Annotated in this window: 16 protein-coding genes; 7 read left to right on the top strand and 9 right to left on the bottom strand. The window is 56.6% G+C overall.

Annotation, left to right across the window (positions count from 1 at the left end; genetic code table 11):
• Nucleotides 1-148 precede the first annotated feature (148 nt).
• The 4 genes from LMTR21_RS35685 (at nucleotide 149) to LMTR21_RS35670 (ending at nucleotide 5,880) form a co-directional block, all read left to right on the top strand.
• Nucleotides 149-1,252, top strand: a complete 1,104-nt coding sequence (locus LMTR21_RS35685; RefSeq protein WP_065752304.1) for a Gfo/Idh/MocA family protein — start codon at nucleotides 149-151, stop codon at nucleotides 1,250-1,252.
• A 36-nt stretch (nucleotides 1,253-1,288) separates the two neighbouring features.
• The gene (locus tag LMTR21_RS35680) at nucleotides 1,289-2,149 is read left to right on the top strand and encodes a hypothetical protein (RefSeq protein WP_210250544.1); all 861 of its coding nucleotides are present in this window, start codon (nucleotides 1,289-1,291) and stop codon (nucleotides 2,147-2,149) included.
• A 593-nt stretch (nucleotides 2,150-2,742) separates the two neighbouring features.
• Nucleotides 2,743-4,665 carry an asparagine synthase (glutamine-hydrolyzing) gene (asnB, locus tag LMTR21_RS35675; protein ID WP_065752152.1) on the top strand — a complete coding sequence of 641 codons (1,923 nt, stop codon included), beginning with the start codon at nucleotides 2,743-2,745 and terminating at the stop codon, nucleotides 4,663-4,665.
• A 57-nt stretch (nucleotides 4,666-4,722) separates the two neighbouring features.
• A complete protein-coding gene (locus LMTR21_RS35670) occupies nucleotides 4,723-5,880 on the top strand; it encodes an O-antigen ligase family protein (RefSeq protein ID WP_065752151.1) in 1,158 nt (385 codons plus the stop codon).
• Nucleotides 5,881-5,989: 109 nt separating this feature from the next.
• Here the strand turns inward: LMTR21_RS35670 and LMTR21_RS35665 are convergent, their stop codons facing one another.
• The 8 genes from LMTR21_RS35665 to LMTR21_RS35630 form a co-directional block, all read right to left on the bottom strand.
• Complete coding sequence (locus LMTR21_RS35665; RefSeq protein WP_187399267.1) at nucleotides 5,990-6,898, bottom strand: hypothetical protein; 909 nt, start codon at nucleotides 6,896-6,898, stop codon at nucleotides 5,990-5,992.
• Between the two features lie 214 nt (nucleotides 6,899-7,112).
• Entirely contained in the window at nucleotides 7,113-8,099 is a 987-nt protein-coding gene (locus LMTR21_RS35660) for a polysaccharide deacetylase family protein (RefSeq protein WP_084030547.1), read from the bottom strand.
• Nucleotides 8,100-8,621: 522 nt separating this feature from the next.
• Complete coding sequence (locus tag LMTR21_RS35655) at nucleotides 8,622-9,770, bottom strand: glycosyltransferase family 4 protein (RefSeq protein ID WP_084030525.1); 1,149 nt, start codon at nucleotides 9,768-9,770, stop codon at nucleotides 8,622-8,624.
• Between the two features lie 18 nt (nucleotides 9,771-9,788).
• Nucleotides 9,789-12,122 (bottom strand): non-hydrolyzing UDP-N-acetylglucosamine 2-epimerase, encoded by a 2,334-nt coding sequence (gene wecB, locus LMTR21_RS35650; RefSeq protein WP_084030524.1) that lies wholly within the window; start codon nucleotides 12,120-12,122, stop codon nucleotides 9,789-9,791.
• Nucleotides 12,123-12,195: 73 nt separating this feature from the next.
• Nucleotides 12,196-13,146, bottom strand: a complete 951-nt coding sequence (locus tag LMTR21_RS35645; RefSeq protein WP_246174919.1) for an FkbM family methyltransferase — start codon at nucleotides 13,144-13,146, stop codon at nucleotides 12,196-12,198.
• Nucleotides 13,143-14,480, bottom strand: a complete 1,338-nt coding sequence (locus LMTR21_RS35640) for an oligosaccharide flippase family protein (protein WP_065752149.1) — start codon at nucleotides 14,478-14,480, stop codon at nucleotides 13,143-13,145. Before LMTR21_RS35640 ends, LMTR21_RS35645 begins: the two co-directional genes overlap by 4 nt.
• Nucleotides 14,481-14,501: 21 nt before the next feature.
• The gene (locus LMTR21_RS35635; protein ID WP_065752148.1) at nucleotides 14,502-15,575 is read right to left on the bottom strand and encodes a Wzz/FepE/Etk N-terminal domain-containing protein; all 1,074 of its coding nucleotides are present in this window, start codon (nucleotides 15,573-15,575) and stop codon (nucleotides 14,502-14,504) included.
• A gap of 143 nt (nucleotides 15,576-15,718) precedes the next feature.
• A complete protein-coding gene (locus tag LMTR21_RS35630) occupies nucleotides 15,719-17,212 on the bottom strand; it encodes an undecaprenyl-phosphate glucose phosphotransferase (RefSeq protein ID WP_065752147.1) in 1,494 nt (497 codons plus the stop codon).
• A gap of 314 nt (nucleotides 17,213-17,526) precedes the next feature.
• On the opposite strand from LMTR21_RS35630, the gene LMTR21_RS35625 reads away from it, so the two are divergent.
• From LMTR21_RS35625 to galE, 3 genes are all read left to right on the top strand, one after another.
• The gene (locus LMTR21_RS35625; protein WP_246174896.1) at nucleotides 17,527-18,948 is read left to right on the top strand and encodes a polysaccharide biosynthesis/export family protein; all 1,422 of its coding nucleotides are present in this window, start codon (nucleotides 17,527-17,529) and stop codon (nucleotides 18,946-18,948) included.
• Between the two features lie 397 nt (nucleotides 18,949-19,345).
• Nucleotides 19,346-21,361: a coiled-coil domain-containing protein gene (locus tag LMTR21_RS35620; protein WP_246174882.1), complete on the top strand. Its 2,016-nt coding sequence runs from the start codon at nucleotides 19,346-19,348 to the stop codon at nucleotides 21,359-21,361.
• A gap of 33 nt (nucleotides 21,362-21,394) precedes the next feature.
• The gene (galE, locus tag LMTR21_RS35615; RefSeq protein WP_065752146.1) at nucleotides 21,395-22,450 is read left to right on the top strand and encodes a UDP-glucose 4-epimerase GalE; all 1,056 of its coding nucleotides are present in this window, start codon (nucleotides 21,395-21,397) and stop codon (nucleotides 22,448-22,450) included.
• A 241-nt stretch (nucleotides 22,451-22,691) separates the two neighbouring features.
• On the opposite strand, the gene LMTR21_RS35610 is transcribed toward galE, so the two are convergent.
• Entirely contained in the window at nucleotides 22,692-23,582 is an 891-nt protein-coding gene (locus LMTR21_RS35610) for a LuxR C-terminal-related transcriptional regulator (RefSeq protein WP_065752145.1), read from the bottom strand.
• Nucleotides 23,583-23,888 lie beyond the last annotated feature (306 nt).

Raw genomic sequence — 23,888 nt, 5'->3', positions numbered from 1 at the left:
CTCATTGCCGTTGCCGCCTATTTAGCAGCCCTGCTCTATCATCGCCTTCTGCGGTCCAGTGTCGAGCAGAAGCGCCCCGTTGGTGTTCTCATCGGGGACGTGCATTTCTGGGGGATTGAAGGCCGTGGCCCATGTTATGGAGATTGCTATGCTCAATGTTGGTCTGATTGGGCTCGGCAAGATGGGGCTTTCCCATCTCGCGATTGTCAACACGCATCCCGCGGTCAAGCTGGTCGGAATTTGCGATAGTGCGAGTTATTTGTGCGGCATCCTCCACAAATATACCGGCATCGAGGTTTTCTCCAATTATCGGGAAATGCTCGATAAGAAATCGCTCGATGCAGTCATCATTGCGACGCCTTCGCGATTTCATGGCGAAATGGTCCGCGAGGCCCTCAATAGAGGCCTGCACGTGTTTTGCGAAAAGCCATTTTGCCTCGATGTGTCCGACGGTCTCGATCTGGCGGAGCTGGCTGAAAGGAAAGGTGTTGTCAACCAGGTGGGGTATCACTACCGATTCGTCGGGGCGTTCAACGAGGCCAAGCGTCTACTCGATGCGCACGCGCTTGGCCGGCTTCATCACGTCAGGGTTGAAGCCTATGGCCCGGTGGTGTTGCGACCCAAAGGGGCGACATGGCGATCGAAGGGCAGCGAGGGCGGCGGCTGCCTCTATGATTACGCATGCCATGCAATCGATATCGTGAATTATCTCGTTGGCAGGCCCGATGCTGTGTCCGGGACGGTGCTCAACAGGATATTTTCCCGGGACGTGGACGACGAGGTCTACGCGACGATGCATTTTGCCGATGGCATGACGGGGATGATCGCCGCCAATTGGAGCGACGACAGTTTGCGCAGAATGTCGACGCAGGTCACGCTCTGGGGCACGAATGGACGTATGGTCGTTGACCGCCAGGAAGTGAAGACATTCATTCGAGCCGCGGCGGGCGGCGCTGTTGCGGCGAAAGAGGGTTGGGATATTCGTCATACAACCGACTTTCATAGCGATGTTTGGTATTACCTGCGGGGTGAGGAATATTCTGCGCAGCTCGACCACTTCTTCCAATGCATCGTTGAAGGTCGCCGGGAGAATATCTCGTCCTTCGATTCCGCGGTTCAAACTGATTGTGTCGTGTCCGCGATGTTGCAGAATGCGGGAGAAGCGTGGCGGCAAGTGGATTCCGGATCCAGGAGCCCAACTCTGAGCCCGAACGGGTCTGGAGGCTTCTTGTCCGCGGTCATGGGGCGCTGAGATAGATATACTCTCCCACCAGGGGAGGAGGGGCCAGTGGATCGAATATTGTTCGGCGATAATCAGTTCTTCGGCATCAATCACATGTCCGAAGAAAAGGCGCGTGCGCAGGCCATCCGCTTCGCGGATATACACGAAATTACTGATTTGCTGGATGCCGCCTATGACAGCGGCATCCATGTCTTCATGTGTACGACGCATGATCGAATCGCTGAGGTCTGCGCGCATGTCCGTTTGCACCCGGAGCGATACTCGAAGCTCGAATTCTATCCTTGCATGCCGTACGCCCATAAATATGCGAATGCCGTAACCGAGCACGGAACGATGGAGGCGTTGAAGCGGTTTTTGCCCGCAGAGGGAGCCCTTTCTGCGCTGGTGAGGGGTAGTGTATCTGTAGCCAGGCGCGATGTGGAGGGTATGGCGCGGCTCCTGATCGACGCCGAGATGAAAATGTTCAGTGGGCTGAAGACGCCGGTTATCTTTCTTCAGAACGTGGTCACCGACCTGTTGCTCGGAATGGGGATCAAGGACGCGTTTCGCATTTTTGCTGACCACGTGCAGGACCGCTATAAGGCCGAGCCAGGCTTTATAACAATGAACATGCCGCGTCTTCTGGATGCTCTGGAGCAAGTTGGCATAGAAAATCCGATAGTATGTGCGAACATGAACAAGCTGGGCTTTCGGATGTGCGGCGGTATCGACCTATATGAAAAGACGATTGCGTCGCGCAAATTCAGACCCGTGGCAATGTCTGTCTTGGCTTCCGGAGCGATCGAGCCGCGCGAGGCAATCGAATACGTCTGCAGTCAGAAAATAGAATCGATCGTATTTGGAGCTTCCAGCAAGAGCAACATTCTGAACACGAAGCGTCTCATCGACGAGTATAGTGTCGCGTAGGCGCCGCTAGTCTTCACCCGGCTGTATAGCAACCGGGATGGAGCAGCATCTTTCTGGCGTGTCCAGGCCAGAGACACCTCGCCCAGCTTCCGCGGACGATTGCGGAAGGGGTCGGGCGCGGCGCATGCTGTGGCTTACGTGGACGGCTGACTCGGTTCATGGCCGAGTTACTTACAATTGGGTAGCCCCGTAGCCCCAGATAACAATCCTTTTGCCTCTGGTTGCTCAGCGCGCCCCAAGGCTATTGTAGCAGGATGCTCCAAGGCGATTGTAGCAGGATGAAATATTGCGGTGTTTGGACTTGGCTACGTCGACATGACGCGGCTGGGGGGTGGCGATGCGTCCGTCATTTTCTAGGATGCCTCATTGAACTCCTGACGGCCGTTACGGTCGAACTCGTAGGCAGGGCGATGCGTAGCCAACAGCATTTGCACGAGAGGCCGAATGTCCGCGCGCCCCACACGGTCCAGTCGGGTAACGTGTCATTTTGCTTTCTGGCGTTGTTCAGCTGGATTGACAGCTTAATCGCACCGGTCAACTCGACCGAGCATGTGCCGGCGATCATCTAACTGTCTCTGGATAAGGCATTTGCGATGTGCGGAATATTTGGTTGGGTTCTTGGGGCAGCGCAGAGCAGGGATCGCGAGACTCTTATCAGCCTTACGGATCTGATGTTTCATCGAGGGCCGGACGGCTCCGGCTACTGGCTCCACAAGACGTCAGATGAGCGGTTTCAAATCGGCTTCGGCCACCGTCGGCTTTCGATTATTGATATCGGTGGTGGCGCGCAACCAATGTCAAGCGAGGATGGCCGATTCACGCTAATCTTCAACGGCGAGATCTATAATTATATTGAACTCCGGCAGGAGCTTGTTGCCCTGGGCCACCGGTTTCGCACGAACTCAGACTCCGAGGTGCTCATTGAAGCATATCGCGCCTGGCACCTTGATGCAGTCCGAAGATTTCGCGGAATGTTCGGCTTTGCGCTCTGGGATGAAACAGAGCAGCGGCTAATACTTGCCCGGGATGCCTTCGGCAAGAAGCCCCTGTTTCTCGCTGAGCTGCAAGGCGTTCTTCTCTTCGGCTCGGAGATCGAGCCGCTCGTTCAGTTTCCGGGCCTCGATAGAGAGTTCGATTCCGACGCACTCGGCCACTATCTTCTTAATCGCTACGTTCCGGGGCCGTCCACGTTCTTCCGTGCGGTGAAGAAGCTGCAACCTGGTCACTATGCCGTATGGCAAAGCGGGACGCTGAAAACGACTCGGTATTTCACGCCGCCGTTTGCGACGACAATGCCGGACGTCAAGTCCTTTGACGATGCGATTCGTTTGTTTGAAGGGGCATTCGATGAGGCCGTCCGAATCCGTATGCGCAGCGATGCGCCGTTCGGAGCCTACCTTTCGGGTGGTCTCGACTCGTCGGCGGTCGTCGCAACCATGGTCAAACATAGCGCGGAGCCCGCGCGAACGTTCTCGGTGGGTTTTCGGGAGGCGGAGTACTCAGAGCTCGACCACGCGCGTGTCATTGCGGGCCGGTTTGGGACCAACCACAATGAACTAGTGGTCGCGCCCGACGCCTTCATGGAACATTGGTCAACCGCTGTCGTGCGCCGCGGTGCTCCGGTAAGCGAGACATCTGATGTCCCGATCTTCATGCTTTCGGAGATGGCCTCTCGTAGCGTGAAGATGGTACTCACGGGAGAAGGCGCCGATGAGTTGATGGGAGGATATCCGAAGCATCGGGCTGAGCAGTGGATAGATTTGTATCAGTGGCTGATGCCGCAGCGGGTACACGAGCGGCTGATCTACCCGTTGGTGCATTCATTGCCCTATGGGATGCGGCGCGTGAAGATCCTTGCGTTAGCTGCGAGCGAGCGCGATCTTGTGAACCGCATGCGAGTGTGGTTCGGCGGCACTTCGGTTGCCGAAGTTGAGGCGATGCTAGGCCGGCCCGTATCGGCAACGCCGCCCGACATCTATCCGTACTCGTCGGGGCTGAAGTCAAGTCTGCGGCGTACATTGTTCTTCGATCAGACATCCTGGCTTCCAGACGATCTGTTGGAACGAGGCGATCGAATGATGATGGCAGGGTCCATCGAGGGCCGGATGCCATTCATGGATACAGTGCTGGCGAGTGTCGTTGCGCGCTTCCCGGACGAGTTCCTGACGGGCGGCAAAGGCGGCAAGACAGTGTTGCGTGCGGCGATGGACAAGATTCTGCCACCGGAGATCGTGCGACGGAAGAAGGTTGGATTCCGTGTTCCGATCGGAGAGTGGTTCAGAGGCCCTTACCGTAATTTCATACATGACATGCTGGTAAGTGACGCATCAAGTGTAGCGAGGATATGTAACAGGACGAAGCTTCGTGGCCTCGTGGCTGAACATGTCGGAGGCCGGCAGAATCATGAAAGGGTCATCTGGTCATTGACAAATCTCGAAATGTTCATCCGAACATTCAAGCCATCACAGCGCGATCAGTTTGAGGGCAATGCTGCGAGGGCTGCAGGAGGACGCTAATTGTGATCGATCCAAGAGATTGTCGAGAAAATTCGATCCCCTAAGGAGTGGCCGGGGATGTTCGTAAACGCGTTGTTCTTGTTTCTTATGTTTCGGTGCAGTGCCGATATTCTCAGCCCTGGGGAAAAGGGGACGACGTTGGTCGCGCTTTACGTCGGCGGGGCGTTGGCGCTGACGGCCATAAAGATTGCAACGTTTGGCACCACTCGCGGTGACATGGCTATTGGCCTTGCCGTCTGTTGGCTGGCGATAGTTAACCTGCTCTGGATTCCTGCCGAAGCGACCTCACAACTCTATTTTTCCGTAACAGTCTTGCTGCCGATCATATTCCTGTTGTTCCTGTCGCGCTGCGAGCCGTCAATCTTTGTCGATTTGCGAAAGCGAACGTTGAGATTTGGTATACCGGTGTTGTGCGGATTATTGCTCATTTTCGTTTTCAGCGAGGGCGAGCCGGAGGCAGATCTGTTGACGAAATTCGGCGGAAATGCCGGCACCGGGGAAGGAGAGAAGTCTTTCCATGTGGTAGCCCAGACGATAGCCAAATTTTCAATCTTGTTGATCAATCAATGGATCGGTCTTTCAGTCATTGCTTTGGTCCTGCTAACCGTTCTCAATGTCCGATCTGCCCTCCTTGGTTTCCTGCTCGCGTTCTTGATCAAGAAATACAGCACATTCAACTTGAGGGTGTTTCTGGTGACGCTTGGCGTTTCTGTCGTCGCCATCGCCGTTCTTCTGTCGAACTCCGAATTTGTGGATGGCTTCCTCCAACGAATTCTCTATCGAGATCGGGTTTTCTTTGAGCAAGACACATCCAATCTGATGAGCGGGCGCGACGAAATTTGGCGCTACTATGTTCAAATGCTGGAGAACTCATCGCTGTTGGAGCTGTTATTTGGGCGCGGAGCGGTCTGGCAATATGGTTCCTTCCCGTTCCTTGCTCATAACGACCTTCTCAATCTGATGATTTGTTACGGACTTGTCGGCACAACAGCCGTTCTTTATGCGTGGTATGTGATCCTATCGCGTCTGGAGGCTGAATACAGGATGCCCTGCGTTGCATTGTTTCTGGTGCTCTTTTTCACGAACGGTGTGGTCTTCCATCAATCCAACCTGTTGTTCGTGCTTTTCATGGCCGGGAAAGCACAGCAAAAAGAGCTATCCGAGAGTTTGGTTGACGAGATGATCAAGCCGCGCGGTCTGCCGGCACGTGGATGACCTCGATGCTGTCATTCAATCTGACAAACGATGAGCTGAGGCTTGTACCGTTGGGCTGCCGCCAGGTCTTGGATGCTGGTTTTAGCTGCCACGTTGCACATGCAATCCGTCATTGGGGAACGGTCAGCTTTGGTCCACAGGGCGTGCCGTCTCCGCAGGGAAACCCATCCCATATTTCGATGTCCTCTACCCACTGATACAGTGGGAGTGAACCACCAGAATAGACTTGCGTGACCATAATGCGGTCTATGGGATCGTTTCCGCCAAGCAATGATCCGAAGCGATCGAACACGACTTGCCCATTGATGGCCTGCCATGCGCGTCCGTCGCGCTGAGAACTCCGGTGCCAGAAGAATTCGAACTTGAACCATTCCCCAACCGGCACGGGAGCTGTACGGTTCGAGATCTCCCAGAAACTCTTGGCCGGACCATCCGACAGATCGTCAGTTTTCAAATGCCAGTACGGCCTGTTCAGGCGGTCGACCAATATATAGGTAATGAGCCTATGTTGTGCATTGGTCTTCCATTCGAAGAGGACCCACCAATTGTTTGGCCCGAGCTTCTTCAGTAAGTCAGGCTGAAGTTTTATCCAGTAGCTTACGTAAAGGTCGCCTTGCAAAGTAGAGGTTGACGGCGTGAGAAGATATGGATTTTGCGTGGCACTGCTGCCGCGCTTCCGCATTTCGCTGTAGAGAACGGAGGTTTGTTGACCGCGGGGTCCCCTGACTCTCTGGATTTCGTTGAAAACGTAATTGCTCACCGTATTAGGCGTAACTGGTGTATCGGCGAGAAGTTGCAGCTTTCCAGTGCCCCGCCAAATTTGAGGCGCCCAGTTATGATCGGTCAATGCATCGGAACCCTTGATATCCTGCCAGCAGGATGTCTGACATTCGTACGGCTCACTCAACAGGCTCCCGTTGAAGCTGGACTTGAAAAGAAGCTCGGCGGCGTGACTGGGCGATGCTGATCCTTGGGAAAGCAGAAGGGCACCCAGGCGCAAACCGATGCTCACGATCAAGCCGAGTGCTGGCGGGCGGACTGTCCATGAAGCGGAGGCTGATCCAACAAAGTGGTTCACGCTGAGTGCAGTTCTTTCGGGCATTCTGAACCTGGTATCGACCGCCTTCCGCGAACCCTAATCCGATGAATCACTAGTCCGAAAAGCGGTCGCTTCATTTCCGGTCCTGCGCGGGTCGAAATAACTTCGAGCGGGATCCGTTCGTGGGACGGGCTCATAGCGCCTGGACGGCCTCCATGATGCCGCTCATTCGAGCCGTGAAGCCCGAACGACTGCTAAAGCCGATTCTGGGGAGTGCAAAGTGATTCATCTTGTGCTCGCGCAGTTGTCCTTGTCGTGTTGTCACCGCTGTTTGAAACCCAACTTCGCACGCGAGATGCTCTTCACGAACATCGCACGCTCTAGGACCGCCATACGGATATGCAACGTGTCGAACGGACCGTTGAAGCAAATTCTCGAGGTAGGCGCGGTTATTGGCCAATTCGGCACGCGCCGAGGGCTCGTCGAGCGTCGCGAGCGCTGCATGTGAGGTCGTGTGGCCGCCGAATGACGCGAGCGGATGACGCGCAAGAAGGCCAAGCTCGCGTTCATCCAGGAAATAGGCGTCATTCAATGCCACCAGCGAAATTCCATTCTGTTTGAACGTAGGCGCGAGCATCGCACTCCGCCGGTAATCCTGGTGAACCCACCGGGTCACCTCGGCCAACGCGGACGTCTTGCTTCGAGTATCAGGACAATGAAACTGTCGACCCAATGCGTCTATTGCAACAGTGTCTTTAGAGAGAAACAATTTGCGCAAACCCAACCACCACGACTGCATGGATCGCGTAGGGGCTCCGGTAGGTACGTACATCATGAACGGCGCGTTGTGTCGTTCCAGGATTGGAAGCGCCACAGAGACATTGTCACGGTAGCCGTCGTCGAAAGTCAGAACTGCATAACGGCTAGATTGATCGTTTCTTGCCAGTCGCTCGAGGCATTCATCGAGGCTGACGATCGACCATCCTTCTCGTTGCAGCCAATCGAGTATGTACTCAAGAAACGAAACTGATGTTCCGGTCATCAATTCCGCCTGACAGTCGCGCTGTATCTCATGCAACAGTATGATGGCCGCGCGAGCTGCGAAGCGTGCCTGAACAAAGGGGAGTTCTCCAGCCCGACTCACGCCGTAGTAGAGGCAATCCTTCAAGATCTGGGTCATCTGGGTCACGAACATATTCGCGGATAAACAGGTTGAAAGAAAACATTGAAGGCACGGTACGCATAGTTGCCTGCACGACGCATGCAGGAGTGAGTTGTCGGCCAGGGTGCGTGGAGTATCTGATCGCGGCAAAGAACCGCTGCCGCAACGAGATAGCTTCTTCTACAATCAGAATCGCACCGGCGTCATTCGCAAAAGTAAAGATGGTCGGCAGTTTCAGTTCTCTCCGAAGACCGTCCACCTATGTGGAGCAAAGTGTAAGCAAAAGCGTTGAGAATAACACCCGTAGAAACCCGCAGATCGGGTTCACTCGGCGTGTAAGCGCTGTCAATTGTGGGTTACTCCGGAAGGTGATCGCGGGCCATGGCCAGGACGAGGTCAATCTGCTCATCACCGTTGTGACCATGCGGCGCGCATTGCCGCACCCACTGCATCTGAACGAGGTATTGCGCCCACGTTGCGGATCATTCCCGATAAACGTTGCATACTTCGGATCGCGGCGACCAGCTCGCTCCCGACCATTCACCTAGCGCGGGCCGTCATCGAACTTTTAGAAGTGACCAGACACCGTTCCGTGCGCGAAGCTCCGCGCCACACCCCAACGAGCTTGTCGACATAGCCGCCAATCTCAAATCGAGCAGCATGTTGGACCCGCGCTTGATTCCCGAGCCGGGCGCGAAGGACGGGATCAGTCAGAAGCCGTTCCAACGCTGAGGCCAAGGCTGGGGCATTTTTCGCGGGCACCAAAAGACCTGTCATCTCGTGCTCCACAATCTCCGGCAGGGCGCCCACCGGTGTGCACACAACCGCTAGTCCATGGGCAAAAGCTTCCACCACGCACATCGGCAGATTCTCGACCCAGGAGGGCAGGACAAGAACATCAGCCGCCCGTAGTTCAGCCGTTACGCCGTCGTCATCGAGCCATCCGGGCACTGTCACGCAACCGGCAAGTCCACGGCGTTCGACCGAGAGGCGGGTTTCTGCGACTGCGCCATCGCCGGCGAGCGTCGCCTGCCAGTCATTGCGATGCCGGATTATCTCGAACGAATCGAGGAGATCGCCAATTCCCTTGGTCGGGCCAAGGCGACCGAGAAACAGGATTCTTACTGGGCCATCAGAGTGAGAATGATGACGCTGCGCCCTGGTCGAATTGGGCATAATGACTAAGCGGTCTGCCAGCTCCGGCAACTTTGTCGCGACCAGATCTGACCATACCCGACCAAGCACGATTACGGATTTGGCTTTGGTAAAGAGAGCGTCTATCCGACGACGCATCTGTTCATTGCGCGATTCCCAGAAGGTGCCGAACTCACCTGAATGGAGATGAACGACGTACGGAATGCGCAACGTTGATGCAGCGGCTGCAACGATCAACTTCCGGTAGACGCTTGCGTTTGCAGAAAGGTTTATATGAATGACGTCGATCCCCTGCCACGCATGCAGGTAGATTATTCTCAGAAGAGCCCAAGTTAGCACGATGGGCGACAGGTATATGTTGTCGCCTCGACTGACCACGAACCGAAGGTCAACATCGACCTGCGGATGCTCGCGAAATTCGTGTCGAATGGCATCCATCATGCGATCGATTCCACCTCGTCCTCCTTCACCGCCGGGCGTGACCACTACGACATTGAGCCGCGACGCCGATTGCCTGTGAAACTTGTTGAACATCTGTCGAAGGACCTTGGGTCAACCTATCGATCGTTCATCATTGGTACGCCGCGATCGAGTTCCGCTACGGGGCCTCCTGGCCTGAACGGTCACCGATCGCAGGCCCGGGGTCAGCTCGGCGTTGATCAGCTTTTCAAACGACAGCAGCGGGGATACGAACTTTCTGGATGCGTAGACCGTATGGTTCGAAAGAATAACCAACACGTCCGCCCAGCCATCGACTTCTTCGATGGGGAGGAGTTCGAAATCCCAATCCTTTACGAGGGGATCGTGGCAGCGGATTTCATATCTCTCCGAGAGAATCCTTGCGACCTCCAAAACGGGAGTTTCGCGAGCATCGTCGACGTCCGGCTTATAACTCACTCCCAGAATGCCGATCTTCCTGACGGATCTGTCGATCTTGTTTTGAATTCGCGCGACGATACGCTTCGGCATTCCGTCGTTCAGTTCGCGCGCCGTTCTGATGAGGTTCAAATCGCCGCCGACGTCTTCAGTCAGGAACCACGGATCGATGGCGATGCAGTGTCCTCCGACGCCGATTCCCGGTTGCAGAATGTTGACGCGCGGATGCTTGTTCGCGAGCCGAATCGCGGCTGAGATGTCGAACCTGAACCTATCTGCAATCAGCGAGAACTCGTTCGCGAGAGCGATATTGACATCGCGGAAAGTGTTTTCCATGAGTTTTACGCACTCCGCGGTCACTAGATTCGTCTGATGAATCGCGCCCTTCGTGAATGTCGAATAGAGGCGTGCCGCTCTCTGTGCTGCTTCTGGCGACGTAGCACCAATGATGCGGTCATTGTGGACGATCTCATGTAGCGTATTGCCGGGAATCGCGCGCTCCGGGCAGTGCGCGACTTGGACTCTCAAATGCTTCGACTGCAGGAGCGGAAGTATGATGTCTTCGCAGGTCTTGGGCTTGATTGTCGATTCGATGATGAGGAGATTTCCGTTCTTCATAACTGGAAGAAGATCGTTCACGGCCGAAAGAACGAAGGACAAGTCGCATTTCTTATTCTCATGCGGGGTCGGTACAGCGACAACGAAAACGTCCGCTGCTGCAGGCTTCGTCTGAGCGTTGAAGTGTCCCGTCTTCAGAGCTGCCGTCAACAACTCCGGAATGCCGCTCTCTTCAAATGGGCAGTGTCCACCGTTGATTTCCCGGACCTTCTTCTCGTTGAGATCAAAGCCAACGACCCTTATGCCCGCGTTGGCAAACAAGAGGGAGGTCGGAAGTCCCATGTAGCCAAGACCAACAACGCAAACGGTATCCCGCGTTGGCAGCGCTGGCTGCGCATGTTGGCCCGTGACGATGTCGAGAATTCTTTTGGCGGTGTGGCCGTCGCCAAATGGATTCGTCCAAGGGCTCATGGGGCGATGGAGGGCTGCGACCATCGCGTCCGCGTTTCGGTGCACCAAAACGTTCGCGCCGACGTCGACAGTTTCAGGCCGCTCTGTGCGATCGCGAATCGTCACGCAAGGTACGCCAAGGATACAAGCTTCTTCCTGGACACCGCCGGAATCAGTAATAACTGCTGCGCAGTTCGAAAGAAGGTTCAGGAAGTCCGAATAGCCGACGGGGTCTGTCCAGGTCAGATTCCCAGGCAGATCAATCTTGCTTTCCCCGAGAACCTTCTGTGTGCGATAGTGGATTGGCCAGCACACCCGCCCGGGGATCTTCGCAATCAGCTGGATTATTTCCTTCAGTGCATCGGGATCGTCGACGTTCGCCGCCCGGTGGGACGTAAGAAGGTAATATCGCTTCGTTTGCAGTTTCAGTGCAGAAAGAATCTTGCTCGTTTTCTCCGCGTGAATCCGGTGAGAAAGAAGAGCATCGACGATCGTGTTGCCGACCTTGAAGATCTTCGAATCCGGAAGACCCTCTTTTTTCAGGTAACCGACCTGCAAGTCGGTGACGGCAAAAAGATAGTCCGAAATATGATCGGCGATGATTCGGTTGCTCTCTTCGGGCATCGTTTGGTCAAACGAGCGCAATCCGGCTTCGACGTGCCCGACCTTGATGTTGAGTTTGCGGGCCGCGAGCGCGCCAGCCACAACGGTGTTGGTATCCCCTTGAACGAGCAGGAGATCGGGCGTTTCAGATAGCAGGATCGGTTCGAGCGCGATCAATATGCGGCCCGTTTGGTGTGCATGACCGCCGGAGCCGACATTCAGATTGTATTTCGGCGCGGGAAGATCGAGTTCGGAGAAGAAGATCCCGTCGAGCTTCTCCGAATAATGCTGTTTCGAATGAATGATGAAGTAATCGAGTTTTCGCTTCTGGCATTCGCGAATGATCGGCGCCATCTTGATGATTTCCGGGCGAGTGCCAACGAGAATTGCGATTTTCATCTTTTCACCATGAGCGGCTTGAGCGCGACCATCTGATGAGACGCGGTCAACTGATTTCGGATTCGTTCACGATTCAGTGCATGGATAGCCTCGTGCTGGCGGCAGCTTCCACTATCCGTCGGTGGAAACCGGACCGTGGAGGGCAGGTTACAAAGTTGTAGCCAAGCTTCGGGTCTTTCTTCACGTGATCCAGTGCGCCGAGTTCCTTGATCTCCGTTATCCCATCGGCAGCAATGGAGAAGATCGGAAATCCTAGTGCGTCGAACACGAACCGCGTCGTGGCGTGGCTCGGATCGCTGCCATGATCTTCGTAGATGATCAGCGTGTCGCGCTTCAGTACTTGGTGCGCGCCCCTTAGAGCGGAGATTTCGGCGCCCTCGACATCCAGCTTGACGACGATCCGATCGTTGTCGGTCAGGTGCAGTTGCTGTGCCAACGCATCAATCGTTGTTGAAATGACCGGTTCGACGTGTGTTGAACGGCCATCCTGCGTCTCGGCGATGTGTCGCGCGGCATGAGGTCCATTGGAGAAGAAGAACAGGCGCTGCCCGTCGTGCTCGCTCAATGCCTTGCGACAGATCTTGAAGCGTTGCCCGTTGGCGTTGCAGTTCTGTTGCAGAATCGCAATCGTCTCCTGTGAGGGCTCGACAGCAATGGTGCGTTTGCGACCGAGCATCTCTGAAGTGACGAGAACGGACCAGTATCCGATGTTCGCGCCGCAATCAAAGAACAGATAGTCGACGTCTTTCAGCCGCTGTAGAAGCGCCCCTATCTCCGGCTCGTAGTCGAGCGGGGGCTGACGGATGAACCCATTCCAGTAGACGTCGTCCAGCCGAAAGTACAAACGGCTACCGTCGGCGAAATGGACACACGATAACTGGGAATGCAGAAGGGGCTTCATCGCCTGCATGGCGAGTCCCATTCCGCGCCCGGTAATCCTTGCAATCGCGGCGTGCATCAGCCTCACCAACCCAATCGATAGCCGGCTTCCCGAAACTTCGTATTCGAACGCACCCATGTTCATGTGCTCATCCGTGTTGCTCGCCGTCTGGCGATGCTCAGTAACGTGGTGGTGGGGGTGAGATCGATTCCTTCCGCGGCGTAAAGGTAGGCAGCCATCCAGGCCTTCGTCGCGACCCACACGATGGAGACGACGATCGCTGTTCCCCAAATCCCGAATATCCAGGTTGCTCCGACCATGGCCACAACCCCCACTGCGGAGGTGGTGACCATGATGTTCATCGCGGCCCGTTGGTGTCCGGTCATGGTCAGTGCGATACTTCCGACGCCGAAGTAAACCGACAGCAACATACCGATCGCGAGGACCATCAGTACGCCGTGGGCACGAACGAAATTCTGTCCGAACGCCATTAGCGCGGTGTCGCCGACAAGTGACAATGCGACGACGCATGCAAGGACTCCGACAAAGGCAGCCAGTGTTGCACCCGACATGACACGCGTGATCTCCGAGCGACGATTCTCGTCGAACAGGCGCGCCATGAGAGGTGCTGCAGGAATACAGAAGGTTCCCAGGAAGAAATCGAGAAGTAGCGCGATCCGATTGGCGGCGTAGTAATATCCGGCGGCCTCCGCACCAACGAAAACCGAGACGATGACGATGTCGATTGTACCGAACAGGACGGTGGCAATACTGGTTACCCAGAACGGTCCGGAAGTGGAAAAGGCGCCGACAATGCTCTCCTTCGATTGTCTCACCGCCATGGTGAACAACCTATGGCCCTCGGCAAGATGCCTCACGTGAATTTGCTGGAGGACGATCAGCAGGATCAGGACGCCGGTTGCGATCAGGAAAACATCTGCTGCCTTCAGTGGATGACCCGTCGTTGCGAAAAGAGCTCCGCCCAATAGGATGATGAACAATCGCCACAATACGTCCTTAGGCACGAGTGCGAGGTTGATCGAGCCCAACGCGCGACCGACAGAGCTCTGCATTTCGATCAAGGCCAGTGGGACGATCAGAAGCACGCTCGCGGAATACTCCCAGCGTCCGAATACTCCTTCCCGACCGTGAGCGACAACGAACATGCAGAGAGCGATTCCTGTCGCCACGGTACTGCCCAGACATGCCAGGCGAACCCGCTGTACGACGATTGAGCCGATCGCCGTGTAATCTTTCTGGGCTGCGAGAATTGGTATTTCGCGCAGCACACGGAGTGGCTGACCGACGAGGCCAAACGTCGAGGCAATCATGGCGAAGGACATCAGCGACACGAGGGTGCCATACTCCTCGATGCTCATCATCCTGGCGAAACTGACGCCAAAGGCGAAGGAGATTAGCGCACCGGAGCAACGATAGATGAAGGTCAGCACCGATTTCCAGACGAGGGATTCGAACATCCAAGACCTCGATTCACCTCATTAAGTGCTGCTTGCACGCCATCCAGACCGGGGCGCCGGTGCGGATGTGCGTTTCGACAGATCTCGCAGCATTCCAAGAGCGATGCCGAGAAGTAGCCCTCCGATGGTCGATACTCCAAGCACGATTCCGGCTTTCGGCGTGCTGGCGGTCAGGGGACGTGAGACCTCAGTGAGCAGGCGAGACTCGACCGACGGCGAGCCCGGTTGCTGCTGCATGGCTTCCAAATAACGTTGCGCACGGAGGAAATTATCATAGGTCCTCGTCGCGGCGTCCGAGGCGGCTTCCAGTTCGCGAAGCTCAGCTTGCATCTTCGTCGTCGCATGCGACTCGGATGTCCCTGCATCGGCAGTACCTCGGGAACCCGCGATTTCGTTCTTCTTGTAGTGATCCGCCACTGCCTTCTTTGCAGCGGACGCCTGGCTGCTCAATTCGTTCGTGCGCTCCTTGACCCACCGCTCACTCTGCAAAGCCGATTTGTACCTCGCGTCCATTTGACCCATGATGTACGTATCGACGACAGCGGCCAGGATCTGCGCCGCGCGATCGGGATCGCCGGAGCTGAAGGCGATCTCTACAATGTAGGTCGAGCCGGCGCGCTTCGCCGAAAACTTCCGTGCGAATGAGTCCGTCGCATAGCGCATCAAGCTGTATTCCGATTCTGCCTTGCTCCAACCGAGCATTCGGGATACCGCCCTTTTCATGCGTAGCGAGAAGCCTTGGGAAGCGAATTCGGGATCTTTTGCCAAACCAAGCTTCTGGATCACGATGCGGGCGACACCCTCAGATCTTAAGACTGCGATCTGACTTTCCACGACCGTTGACACAGACGAGGCGTCTCCCGGCGCCGCCTTCGAGTCTATGATGAGCTGCGCGTTGGCGGTGAACGTGGGTGCTGCTGCGATGAGGTAGAGCACAGCGACAACGATCGCTACCGAACACGTCAGGAGCATGATCGAGAGGTGCCGCCTTATGAAGGCCAGTCCCTCTGCCAGGGGCTCGAAAGGCGACCGAAATTCTGGCGGTGTCGTGTCGTCCTGGTTTTCCGAACTATCAGCTTTATAGATCTGCAGCATTTTCACGTACCTGCACTGAAAATTGAGCTACTCATGCTCGGCGCATCAGATGCTAGCGGACACGACGGGTACGCCGGCCCAATGTGTCTCGCGATTTACCAAACAAAAGGCTGGTTGGCGGAAGATGCGCAGATGAAATCGCACTAATAGGCGTTCCAATACACCTTTCTGGAAATGAGGGTCATGATCATGATCTTGAGATCGAGAGCGAGCGACCAATTGTCGATGTAGTAGAGATCGTGCTCCACGCGCCGCTGCATCTTCTCAAGCGTGTCGGTGTCGCCACGGTAGCCGTTGACTTGCGCCCAACCGGTAATGCCGGGCTTGACGTTATGGCGACGGGAGAACGACGAAATCAGCTCGGCGAACGTCTCGTTCTGCGAGGTTGCATGCGGTCGGGGCCCTACGAGCGACATGTTGCCAGCCAGGACATTGAATAGCTGCGGAAGCTCGTCGATATTGCTATGACGCAAGAAGCGTCCCAGACGAGTCACTCGCGGATCGTGTCTGACGACCGGTCTGAAACTGTCGCCATCTTCCATAACTGTCATCGTTCGAAATTTCAGGACGCGAATGGGCTCGTTGTTGTAGCCGTGCCGTGTCTGGCGGAATAGCACCGGCCCGCGGGAGTCGAGCTTGATCGCGATCGGAACGATGAGGAAGAGCGGGCTAACTACGGCAAGGCAGGCGATTGCGGCGACCACGTCGAATGCCCGTTTGAGTGCTCTGTTGAAAGGATTCAGGGGGCACTGAAAGATCCGCATTGTCACCATGTTGCCGAACTGGGTGATCCGCGACACGGCCATGAGATCGATGGATCCAACGGGGACGACATGAACGTCAACCGGCAGATCTGATAGGGCGCTCGCAAGTGCTAGAGCCGAACGCACATCCTGCTCCGAAGTCAAAATGACGATGTCATCGGCACGAAGAGGCCGGCAGTTTGCGACTAGTTGGCGGATATCAGGTAGCGCTTGAACCGCGCCGGGACCAGTCACTGCGGAGATGCCTGCGGGATTCGCCGGAAAGTCGAATGAGCGGATGGTTCGAATTCCGGTGGCGAGTGCTCGAGCGGCGAACTGGGAGCAGTGACCCGGACTGCCTATGAGTATGATGCGCCTGGCGTCGATCAATCCTGATGCAATGGCAGGCTGGAGTACCGAGAACCATACCGCCCGTGTGCAGAGTACCGCAAAAAGGACGCTTACAGCCTGTGCGATAACAACCGCACGCGAGAAACCATCCGAGATTTTCAGAAGGAATATCGTCGAGATGAAGAAGGAGAATACGAAGAGGACGCTACTGGCGCCGCTCCAAAGGAATACGTGCCGGGGCTGTGTTTGGATGCGCGAATATTGCCGGAGCCACAGGGAAGCGAGCAACTGCAACGTGGCGATCAGAAGGGATTCCTGGATGTACTTGGGGGCATCCGGCGAGCCCTGCAGGATCAGATGATAGAGGACCGCCGCAGAATAGGCCGCCAAGGCGACCAGCAGGAATTCGGTACTCGCCGACAATATTAGTAGAACAGCCAGGTGGTGCCTGCTGATGCCCGCTGGCACCGCTCTTCCACTATCGACGGAACGAGCCTGAGGCTTGGTCGAAGCCGGCAAGTTGGTAAAGGACGCATAAGTCATGGCGCTCCGCCACCCAGCCAATCACATCAACGTCCCGGAAGTCAGTAGCATTCGGACCACTAGGAGGAAATTGCCTATAAATGGGTAGTGCGAGGAGTAACTACGATGGTCGATTGAGCCGCGCCGGTGCCGGACTAAATTGTCAAAGTCGATCCTGAATGGCCAGTACCAGCAGAGACAACGAAACGAACATGGCGTTGGGCGCGCGCCAGTGAGGAAGTAAACCGTTGGTTTTGCGGATCGCCGTCGATGGTTGTCCGACGGGAGCGATGTCAATGCGCTGCCGTCGGCGCAGATCTGAAGGATTTCACCGGATGAGAATGGGCACGCAGGCATTGAAAGTTATCGCCTTACCGAGCTCGATGTTGCGCAACTGTTTCCATATCGATGTGCTTGGCGATAATCCCCGCCGTTGCATCAAATTTGGCTTGGCGGCCGTTGGTGTGATCATTTTCGTGGCTCAAGCAAGGGCCGAGTATCGAGTGAGCGTTGGAGACGTGCTGGAGGTCGCGGTGGCAGGGGTGCCGGAGTTGCGGCATCGTGCTGCCGTCCAGATGGACGGGAATATCTCATTGCCGCTGGTCGGAGCGCTTCCGGTGGCCGGCCAGCCCTTACCGCAGATCGGAGCAAAAATCGGAGCCGCACTGGCCAGCAAGGTGTTTCGACAGAGGACACTGGATGGCCGTGAGAACGTCATCGTGATAAACGCAGATGAAGTCACGACGACCGTGGCGGAATACAGGCCGGTGTACATAAACGGAGACGTGTCGAAGCCGGGTGAGTATCCTTATCGTCCGTCCATCACCACAGGCAAGCTCGTCGCGGTGGCGGGCGGCTACGACATCATGCGTATCAGAATGAACAACCCGTATCTCGAGTCTGCGGACCTGAGAAGCGAGTATGGGTCGCTTTGGACAGAGTTTGCCAAGGAACAGGCGCGTATGTGGCGCATCAAGAGTGAGCTGGGAGAGGTGGCGCACCTTAATCCTGGCGTTCTGACCGACGGGCCCACGGTTCGATCGGCGATTTCGGAGATCGTCAATGCCGAAACGGAGTATTTGAAGACGAAGCAGAGTGACTATCAGCAGGAAAAAACTTTCCTTCAGCGCGGCGTCCGACAGGGAGAGGAACAGGTCCGCGTGCTCTCCGAGCAGCAGAAGAAGGAGGAAGAGGGATTTCAGTCAGATCTCGAAGAATTACAGAAGGCGTCCGATCTCTACGGCAAGGGTTCCCTGACCAGTCCTCGCGTTACGGATGCGCGGCGCGCGGTGCTGCTGTCATCGACCCGGAAGCTGCAGACCTTCGCGCAACTCCTGCAGGTCAAGAAACAACAGGACGAACTCTCCAGAAGGCTGACAAAGCTCGATGACCAGCGGAGGCTCGACCTTCTCCGTGAACTGCAAGACACCAGCGTAAAGCTCAACCAAATTCGCGAAAAGCTGCAGAGCGTCGGCGAGAAGCTTCAGTACACCGCGATGGTTCGATCACAGCTCGCGCGAGGAGCCAGCAGTAAACCCAACATCGCCATCATTAGAAAAGGCGAAAAGGGGACGGAACGGATTATCGCAAGCGAAGATACCGAATTGCAGCCAGGTGACGCAGTCGAGGTCGTCTTGCGATACCAGGACGGTCCAGACGCGCCACCCCGAAGGCAAAGCAGTTCATCAACCGTTCCATTTGTGATGGGCCGGACCGATGCGACCGGGGACGATTCGCTGCGCCCCCGGGGGAGGTGACGAGGGCGGCCGCAACTTCGGAAGGTTGTCGGTGGCGAGTGGAGGGACCTTCCAAAGCGTAGTCGCAGGTTGGCGGCACTGGGTTTCGAAAGGGCTTTACGTTCAGTCTCGAAAGACGGTCTCAGCTTTCCGGTCTCCCACTTGATCGATCGGCTGCTGTCCCGCGGCCATGAGGTTCTCTGTGTGGACAATCTCTTCACCGGACCAAGCAAATGATCCGGGGAATGCGGCGGCGACCGCCATACGATGAGCGAAAATACCCGACCGTAAACAGTTCTCGCAGCCCAACCTCCAAAGGAGGTAGAGAGGGGGTCATCCATGCGAGTTATAGGATTCGCATCAGCGGAGCGCATAATGGCGCATCACAAGCCATATCACCAGCGAGAGGTGATTGCAGATGGGCCGCGCGGTCATTCTCAACGAGGAAATGAAGACCGCCTGCGGAATCGGGGGCGCATCGCGTAGAAAGCCGGGCGAGGCGCCGCTTTCGCAGAAGACAACGAGGCGCATACCCACACAGGGACGATCCGCGACGCCGTGGATAGCCGCGGCGATGCTCGCGATGACATGGGCGCCGGAAATCCAGGCTTCCCCGGATCAAGCGCGACACCTGGCGGATGCCCAGGACAAATTGGCTGCTCGCAGTTTCGCTTCTGATGGAATGGCAAGTTACGGCGACTTCGGGGCCTTGGCGCGAAGCAGAGGCAGCAACGAAGGGGCGGCGCAGGTTGCGCAAGCAACGACCCATGATGCGGGACAGGCTCAGGAGCGAGAACACCACTGGGCGGAGACCTTGTCCCGCGAACTCACCATTGCGAGGCGCGATATCGCGCTGCTGCAACTTCTCGAGCGGGAGCAGGGGCGGGCCGAGTGGCTGGAACAGGAGCTTGCAGCTGCTCGCCGCGACGTCGAAATCCAGACCGAACTGGTTGCGAAAGCAGGTGAGGAAGCGTCCCGGCTAAAACAGGTGCTGGCGAGTGGCGCGTCGGCGTTGCAGACTTCATTGCAACAAGAGCGCGAGCGGTCGGCGCGGCTGGAGCAGGATCTCGCGGCCGCCCGCCGCGACGCCGAAATCCAGACCGCACGGGCTGCGAAAGCAGCCGAGGAAGTCTTGCAGCGAAACCAGGTGGCGGAAGCCGGTGCCGGCGAGCTAAGGCAATCGATGCAGAAGGAGCGCGAAAGGGCAGACGCCCTCGCCCATGACCTCTTGGTGGCACGGAGCGCGATTGTTGGGCACGAGGCCGAGGCCCGAAAGGCCGTAGACGAAGCGCCTCAGCTTCGCAAGTCTGCACAGGACGAACACGACCGCGCGGAGCGGCTGGAACAGGATCTAGCGGCAGCGCGGCGCGAGGTCGAAACCCAAACGGCACTGGCGACGAAAGCGAGCGAGGAAGCGTCACGGCTGAAACAAGTGAGCGAGAGCAGCAAAGCGGAGCTGCAGAAATCGCTGCAACAGGAACGCGAGCGGTCCGCGCGGCTGGATCAGGACATTGCAGCAGCGCGGCGCGACGTCGAGACCCAAACGGCACTGGTGGCTAAGGCAACCGAGGAAGTTCTGCGGTGGAGGCGGGTCGCGGAAGCCGATGTTGCCGAACTGAGGCAATCGATGCAGAAGGAGCGCGAAAAGGCCAACGCACTTGCGCAAGATCTCTCGATCGCACGCAGCGCGATCTATGCACATGAGGCTCAAGCCCGCAGAGCTGCAGACGAGGAGGCCAAACTCAGACAGGCAGCTGCAAACGGCGCGCCGTCGCTTCGCAAAGCCGCACAGGAAGAGCGTGATCGGTCGAAGGAGTTGGAACAGGCTCTCGTAACGGCACGTCGCGATCTCGAAACGCAGGCTGCCTCGGTGACCAAGGCGGGCGAGGAGGTAGCGTGGACGAGGCAGACGGCAGAGCGCGACCTAGCCGCGTTGCGCAATTCATTGCAGCAGGAGCGGACCAGGTCCGAACAGCTCGAACACGACCTCGCGCTGGCGAAACGGGCCGCGCCCAATGCCGGGGCGGTCGGCTCGAGGGACAAGCCGGCGGAAAACGCAAAGCCAGTCGTCAAGCCAGTCGCCGACCGGGCACCAGCAGCGGACGTTCGGGGCGATGCCCAGGCCAATTCCAAGGCCAATGCCAAGGTCAATTCGAAGGAAGCTGCGGTGACAGCAGGGCTGGTTGCGCGCGCAAGTGTGCTGCTCGGGCAGGGAGACATAGGCGCGGCACGGATTGTGCTGGAGCGCGCGGTCGAGATGGGCAGCGCCCAGGCGAGCTTCTCGCTCGCAGAGAGTTATGATCCCTCGATCCTTGCCAAATGGGGAACTTACGGGACGCGAGGTGATGCGACAAAGGCGCAAGACCTCTACGCGAAAGCTGACGCCGCAGGAATCAAGGAAGCAAGGCAACGGCTTGAGGCGTTGCGCAGGTAGCATCAGTTTGAGCGAATACGGAAAGAATCCGAGATGATCCTGTTGACCGGAGGTGCTGGCTACATTGGGTCCCATGTGTCTGTCGCGCTATCTGACGCTGGGCTCGATGTCGTCGTCGTCGACAACCTCTCCAACAGCAACAAAGCGTCTCTCGAACGGGTACAAACCATCTGCGGGCGATCGCTCGTCTTTCGGCATGCCGACATCTGCAATGAAGAGGCGGTCTACGAAATACTGCGCGCTTACGATGTATCCGCTGTTATTCACCTCGCGGGGTTCAAGGCGGTGGGCGATTCCAGCGTTCGGCCCATGGCCTATTACGAGAACAACGTCGTGGGAACGATGCGGCTTGTGTCAGCCATGACGAGAGCAAGCGTGAAGACGCTTGTTTTTAGCTCGTCCGCAACTGTCTACGGTTGTCCGGAGTATCTGCCGCTCGATGAAAAGCACCCCCTCAAACCGACAAATCCGTACGGTCGCACAAAGTTCTTTATCGAGGAGATGCTGAAGGATCTCTGCAATTCCGACCCCTGCTGGCGGGTCGGTATCCTGCGGTACTTCAATCCGGTCGGCGCGCACGAAAGCGGGCTCATCGGAGAAGATCCGGTCGGCATTCCCAACAATCTGTTGCCATTTGTGGCACAGGTGGCGGTCGGGAAGCGTGACAAGGTACTGATTTTCGGAAACGACTATGACACTGCAGACGGCACCGGCATCCGCGACTTCATTCATGTCGTCGATCTCGCATGCGGTCATCTGAGCGTATTGAACCACCTGAAGCAACCGGGAATGCTCACGGTCAATCTTGGAACGGGTAGCGGCAACAGCGTTCTGGAAGTGATCCGGACATTTGAGGCCGTGAGCGGCAGGTCCGTTCCGTATGAATTCGGCGAACGTCGGCCAGGTGATGTCGCCGCTTGTTATGCCAACCCCACCTTTGCGCGAAAGGCGCTAGGTTGGAAATCAAGGCGATCGTTGGCGCAGATGTGCGCGGATCACTGGCGTTGGCAATCGCAGAATCCGGACGGTTATCGCGGTACGCAGCCTTTGCAATACCGGGTGAGCAAACTGAAGGTCAGAGCAGGGTAAGCGGGGACCAGAGGGCGATCGAAGCCTTGCACGGCATCCGAGCGCGTGGATGATGTACGGCCCGCACTCACGACCTGAAACACGATGGCGCGATAGAGCAACACGACAACACGCAAAGACGATTGCGGCAGCGTGGCGGCCGCTGGCAACCGACCAGCCCCGTACCATGACGCGCTTCTACTGGCGCACCGCGATCCGCGCGCCGAACCCGAGCGAGCGAGATTGTCGGTGCCTGCTCAGCCTATTTGCCGAGCCGCAGCACTGCGTTGGGCTTTCGGCCGACGTTCTTGCGTATCAGGTTGATGCCGGGAACCTCGACGTGACTTGTTTGGCCGTTCATCACCAGTTCGGGTCCGTCGATTTGCTGGATGTTTGAGATCATCTTGATCGGCTTCGGAAGCCGGTCGCCTGTACTGCAGCCGTCATTTATCGGTTGTACCAGTGGACCGTTGTTCATCCCCCAAATCGCCGCTTGGGTCCGGTTCTGAACCCGAATCTTGCGCAAGATCGCCTTGACGTGAACCTTCACGGTCGCCTCCGCGATATCGATCTTGCGCGCGATGGACTTGTTGGAATCGCCAGCGATCAGGCATTGCATGATCGACTTTTCCCGGGGGGACAGCTGTTGCGAAATGCCGCGTTCCGTCGTGAAAGCGATCGTCCGATCCTCATCGTTGCGCGGCTCTGCCTTGGCAAAATGGTCGCGCTCAGAATCCAGAATGGACGACATGAATGCCGGTGGAAAGATCGTTTCGCCCATCATCACCAGTTCGATGGACTTGACGAATACATCGCACGTCATGACGTCGATGAAATAGCCGCTGGCGCCGGCCCGAAATGCCGACACCATCTCGTCCAGCCGATAGTGATCGGCCACGACCGCAATGCGTGCTTTCGGATGCCGCTCCCGCAGGAGCTCGATTTGTTCGACCGCGGATTCAAAGTCGTCGCCCGAATGGACGATGAGAACCAGCGATGGGTGTGATTGGAGTTTGTTCGGCGACAAGTCATCTATACATGACACCGAAGCGAGGGTGCGAAAATTTGCCGCGCTTAGAATTCTGGCAATTCCCTCTCTGATTAGAACGCTTTTCCCGACGATGAATGTTGCAAAACCTTGCCGCCTCGGCATTTTACTCTCCCAGCCTTTACGCAAATGGACAATTTCGAAAACACTGTTGAATTCCGGAGTCTCGAATTAGCGATTTGGCCTTGAATTAGCAGGTTTTTTTGATCGTTCTGAGTGCTGCCCTCCGTCGTTTCGTTTCTGGATTTTGGTGGCGTCAGTCGCGGTAGAATCGATTCTTTTCTACAACAGTAGGTTGGTATTTTTCGTGGGTCGAAAAATTACTTAAGCGTTTGTGAATGTTAGATTCGAATTAGCGTTATCCCTATATACCTTTGGTTATAGGTCTTCCGGACGTGTGGAGGTATGTCG

The sequence above is a fragment of the Bradyrhizobium paxllaeri genome (assembly GCF_001693515.2).
Classification (GTDB): domain Bacteria; phylum Pseudomonadota; class Alphaproteobacteria; order Rhizobiales; family Xanthobacteraceae; genus Bradyrhizobium; species Bradyrhizobium paxllaeri.
The sequence above is the reverse complement of the archived record's forward strand: the minus strand, read 5'-3'. Positions and strand labels throughout refer to the sequence as shown.

Coding starts and splice junctions, on each gene's coding strand:
- galE (WP_065752146.1), top strand. CDS start 21,395: ATGATCCTGTTGACCGGAGGTGCTGGCTACATTGGGTCCCATGTGTCT.
- LMTR21_RS35630 (WP_065752147.1), bottom strand. CDS start 17,212: ATGACTTATGCGTCCTTTACCAACTTGCCGGCTTCGACCAAGCCTCAG.
- LMTR21_RS35640 (WP_065752149.1), bottom strand. CDS start 14,480: ATGTTCGAATCCCTCGTCTGGAAATCGGTGCTGACCTTCATCTATCGT.
- LMTR21_RS35635 (WP_065752148.1), bottom strand. CDS start 15,575: ATGCTGCAGATCTATAAAGCTGATAGTTCGGAAAACCAGGACGACACG.
- LMTR21_RS35625 (WP_246174896.1), top strand. CDS start 17,527: ATGAGAATGGGCACGCAGGCATTGAAAGTTATCGCCTTACCGAGCTCG.
- LMTR21_RS35620 (WP_246174882.1), top strand. CDS start 19,346: ATGGGCCGCGCGGTCATTCTCAACGAGGAAATGAAGACCGCCTGCGGA.
- LMTR21_RS35645 (WP_246174919.1), bottom strand. CDS start 13,146: ATGAACATGGGTGCGTTCGAATACGAAGTTTCGGGAAGCCGGCTATCG.
- LMTR21_RS35610 (WP_065752145.1), bottom strand. CDS start 23,582: ATGCCGAGGCGGCAAGGTTTTGCAACATTCATCGTCGGGAAAAGCGTT.
- LMTR21_RS35685 (WP_065752304.1), top strand. CDS start 149: ATGCTCAATGTTGGTCTGATTGGGCTCGGCAAGATGGGGCTTTCCCAT.
- LMTR21_RS35670 (WP_065752151.1), top strand. CDS start 4,723: ATGTTCGTAAACGCGTTGTTCTTGTTTCTTATGTTTCGGTGCAGTGCC.
- LMTR21_RS35655 (WP_084030525.1), bottom strand. CDS start 9,770: ATGTTCAACAAGTTTCACAGGCAATCGGCGTCGCGGCTCAATGTCGTA.
- wecB (WP_084030524.1), bottom strand. CDS start 12,122: ATGAAAATCGCAATTCTCGTTGGCACTCGCCCGGAAATCATCAAGATG.
- LMTR21_RS35660 (WP_084030547.1), bottom strand. CDS start 8,099: ATGACCCAGATCTTGAAGGATTGCCTCTACTACGGCGTGAGTCGGGCT.
- asnB (WP_065752152.1), top strand. CDS start 2,743: ATGTGCGGAATATTTGGTTGGGTTCTTGGGGCAGCGCAGAGCAGGGAT.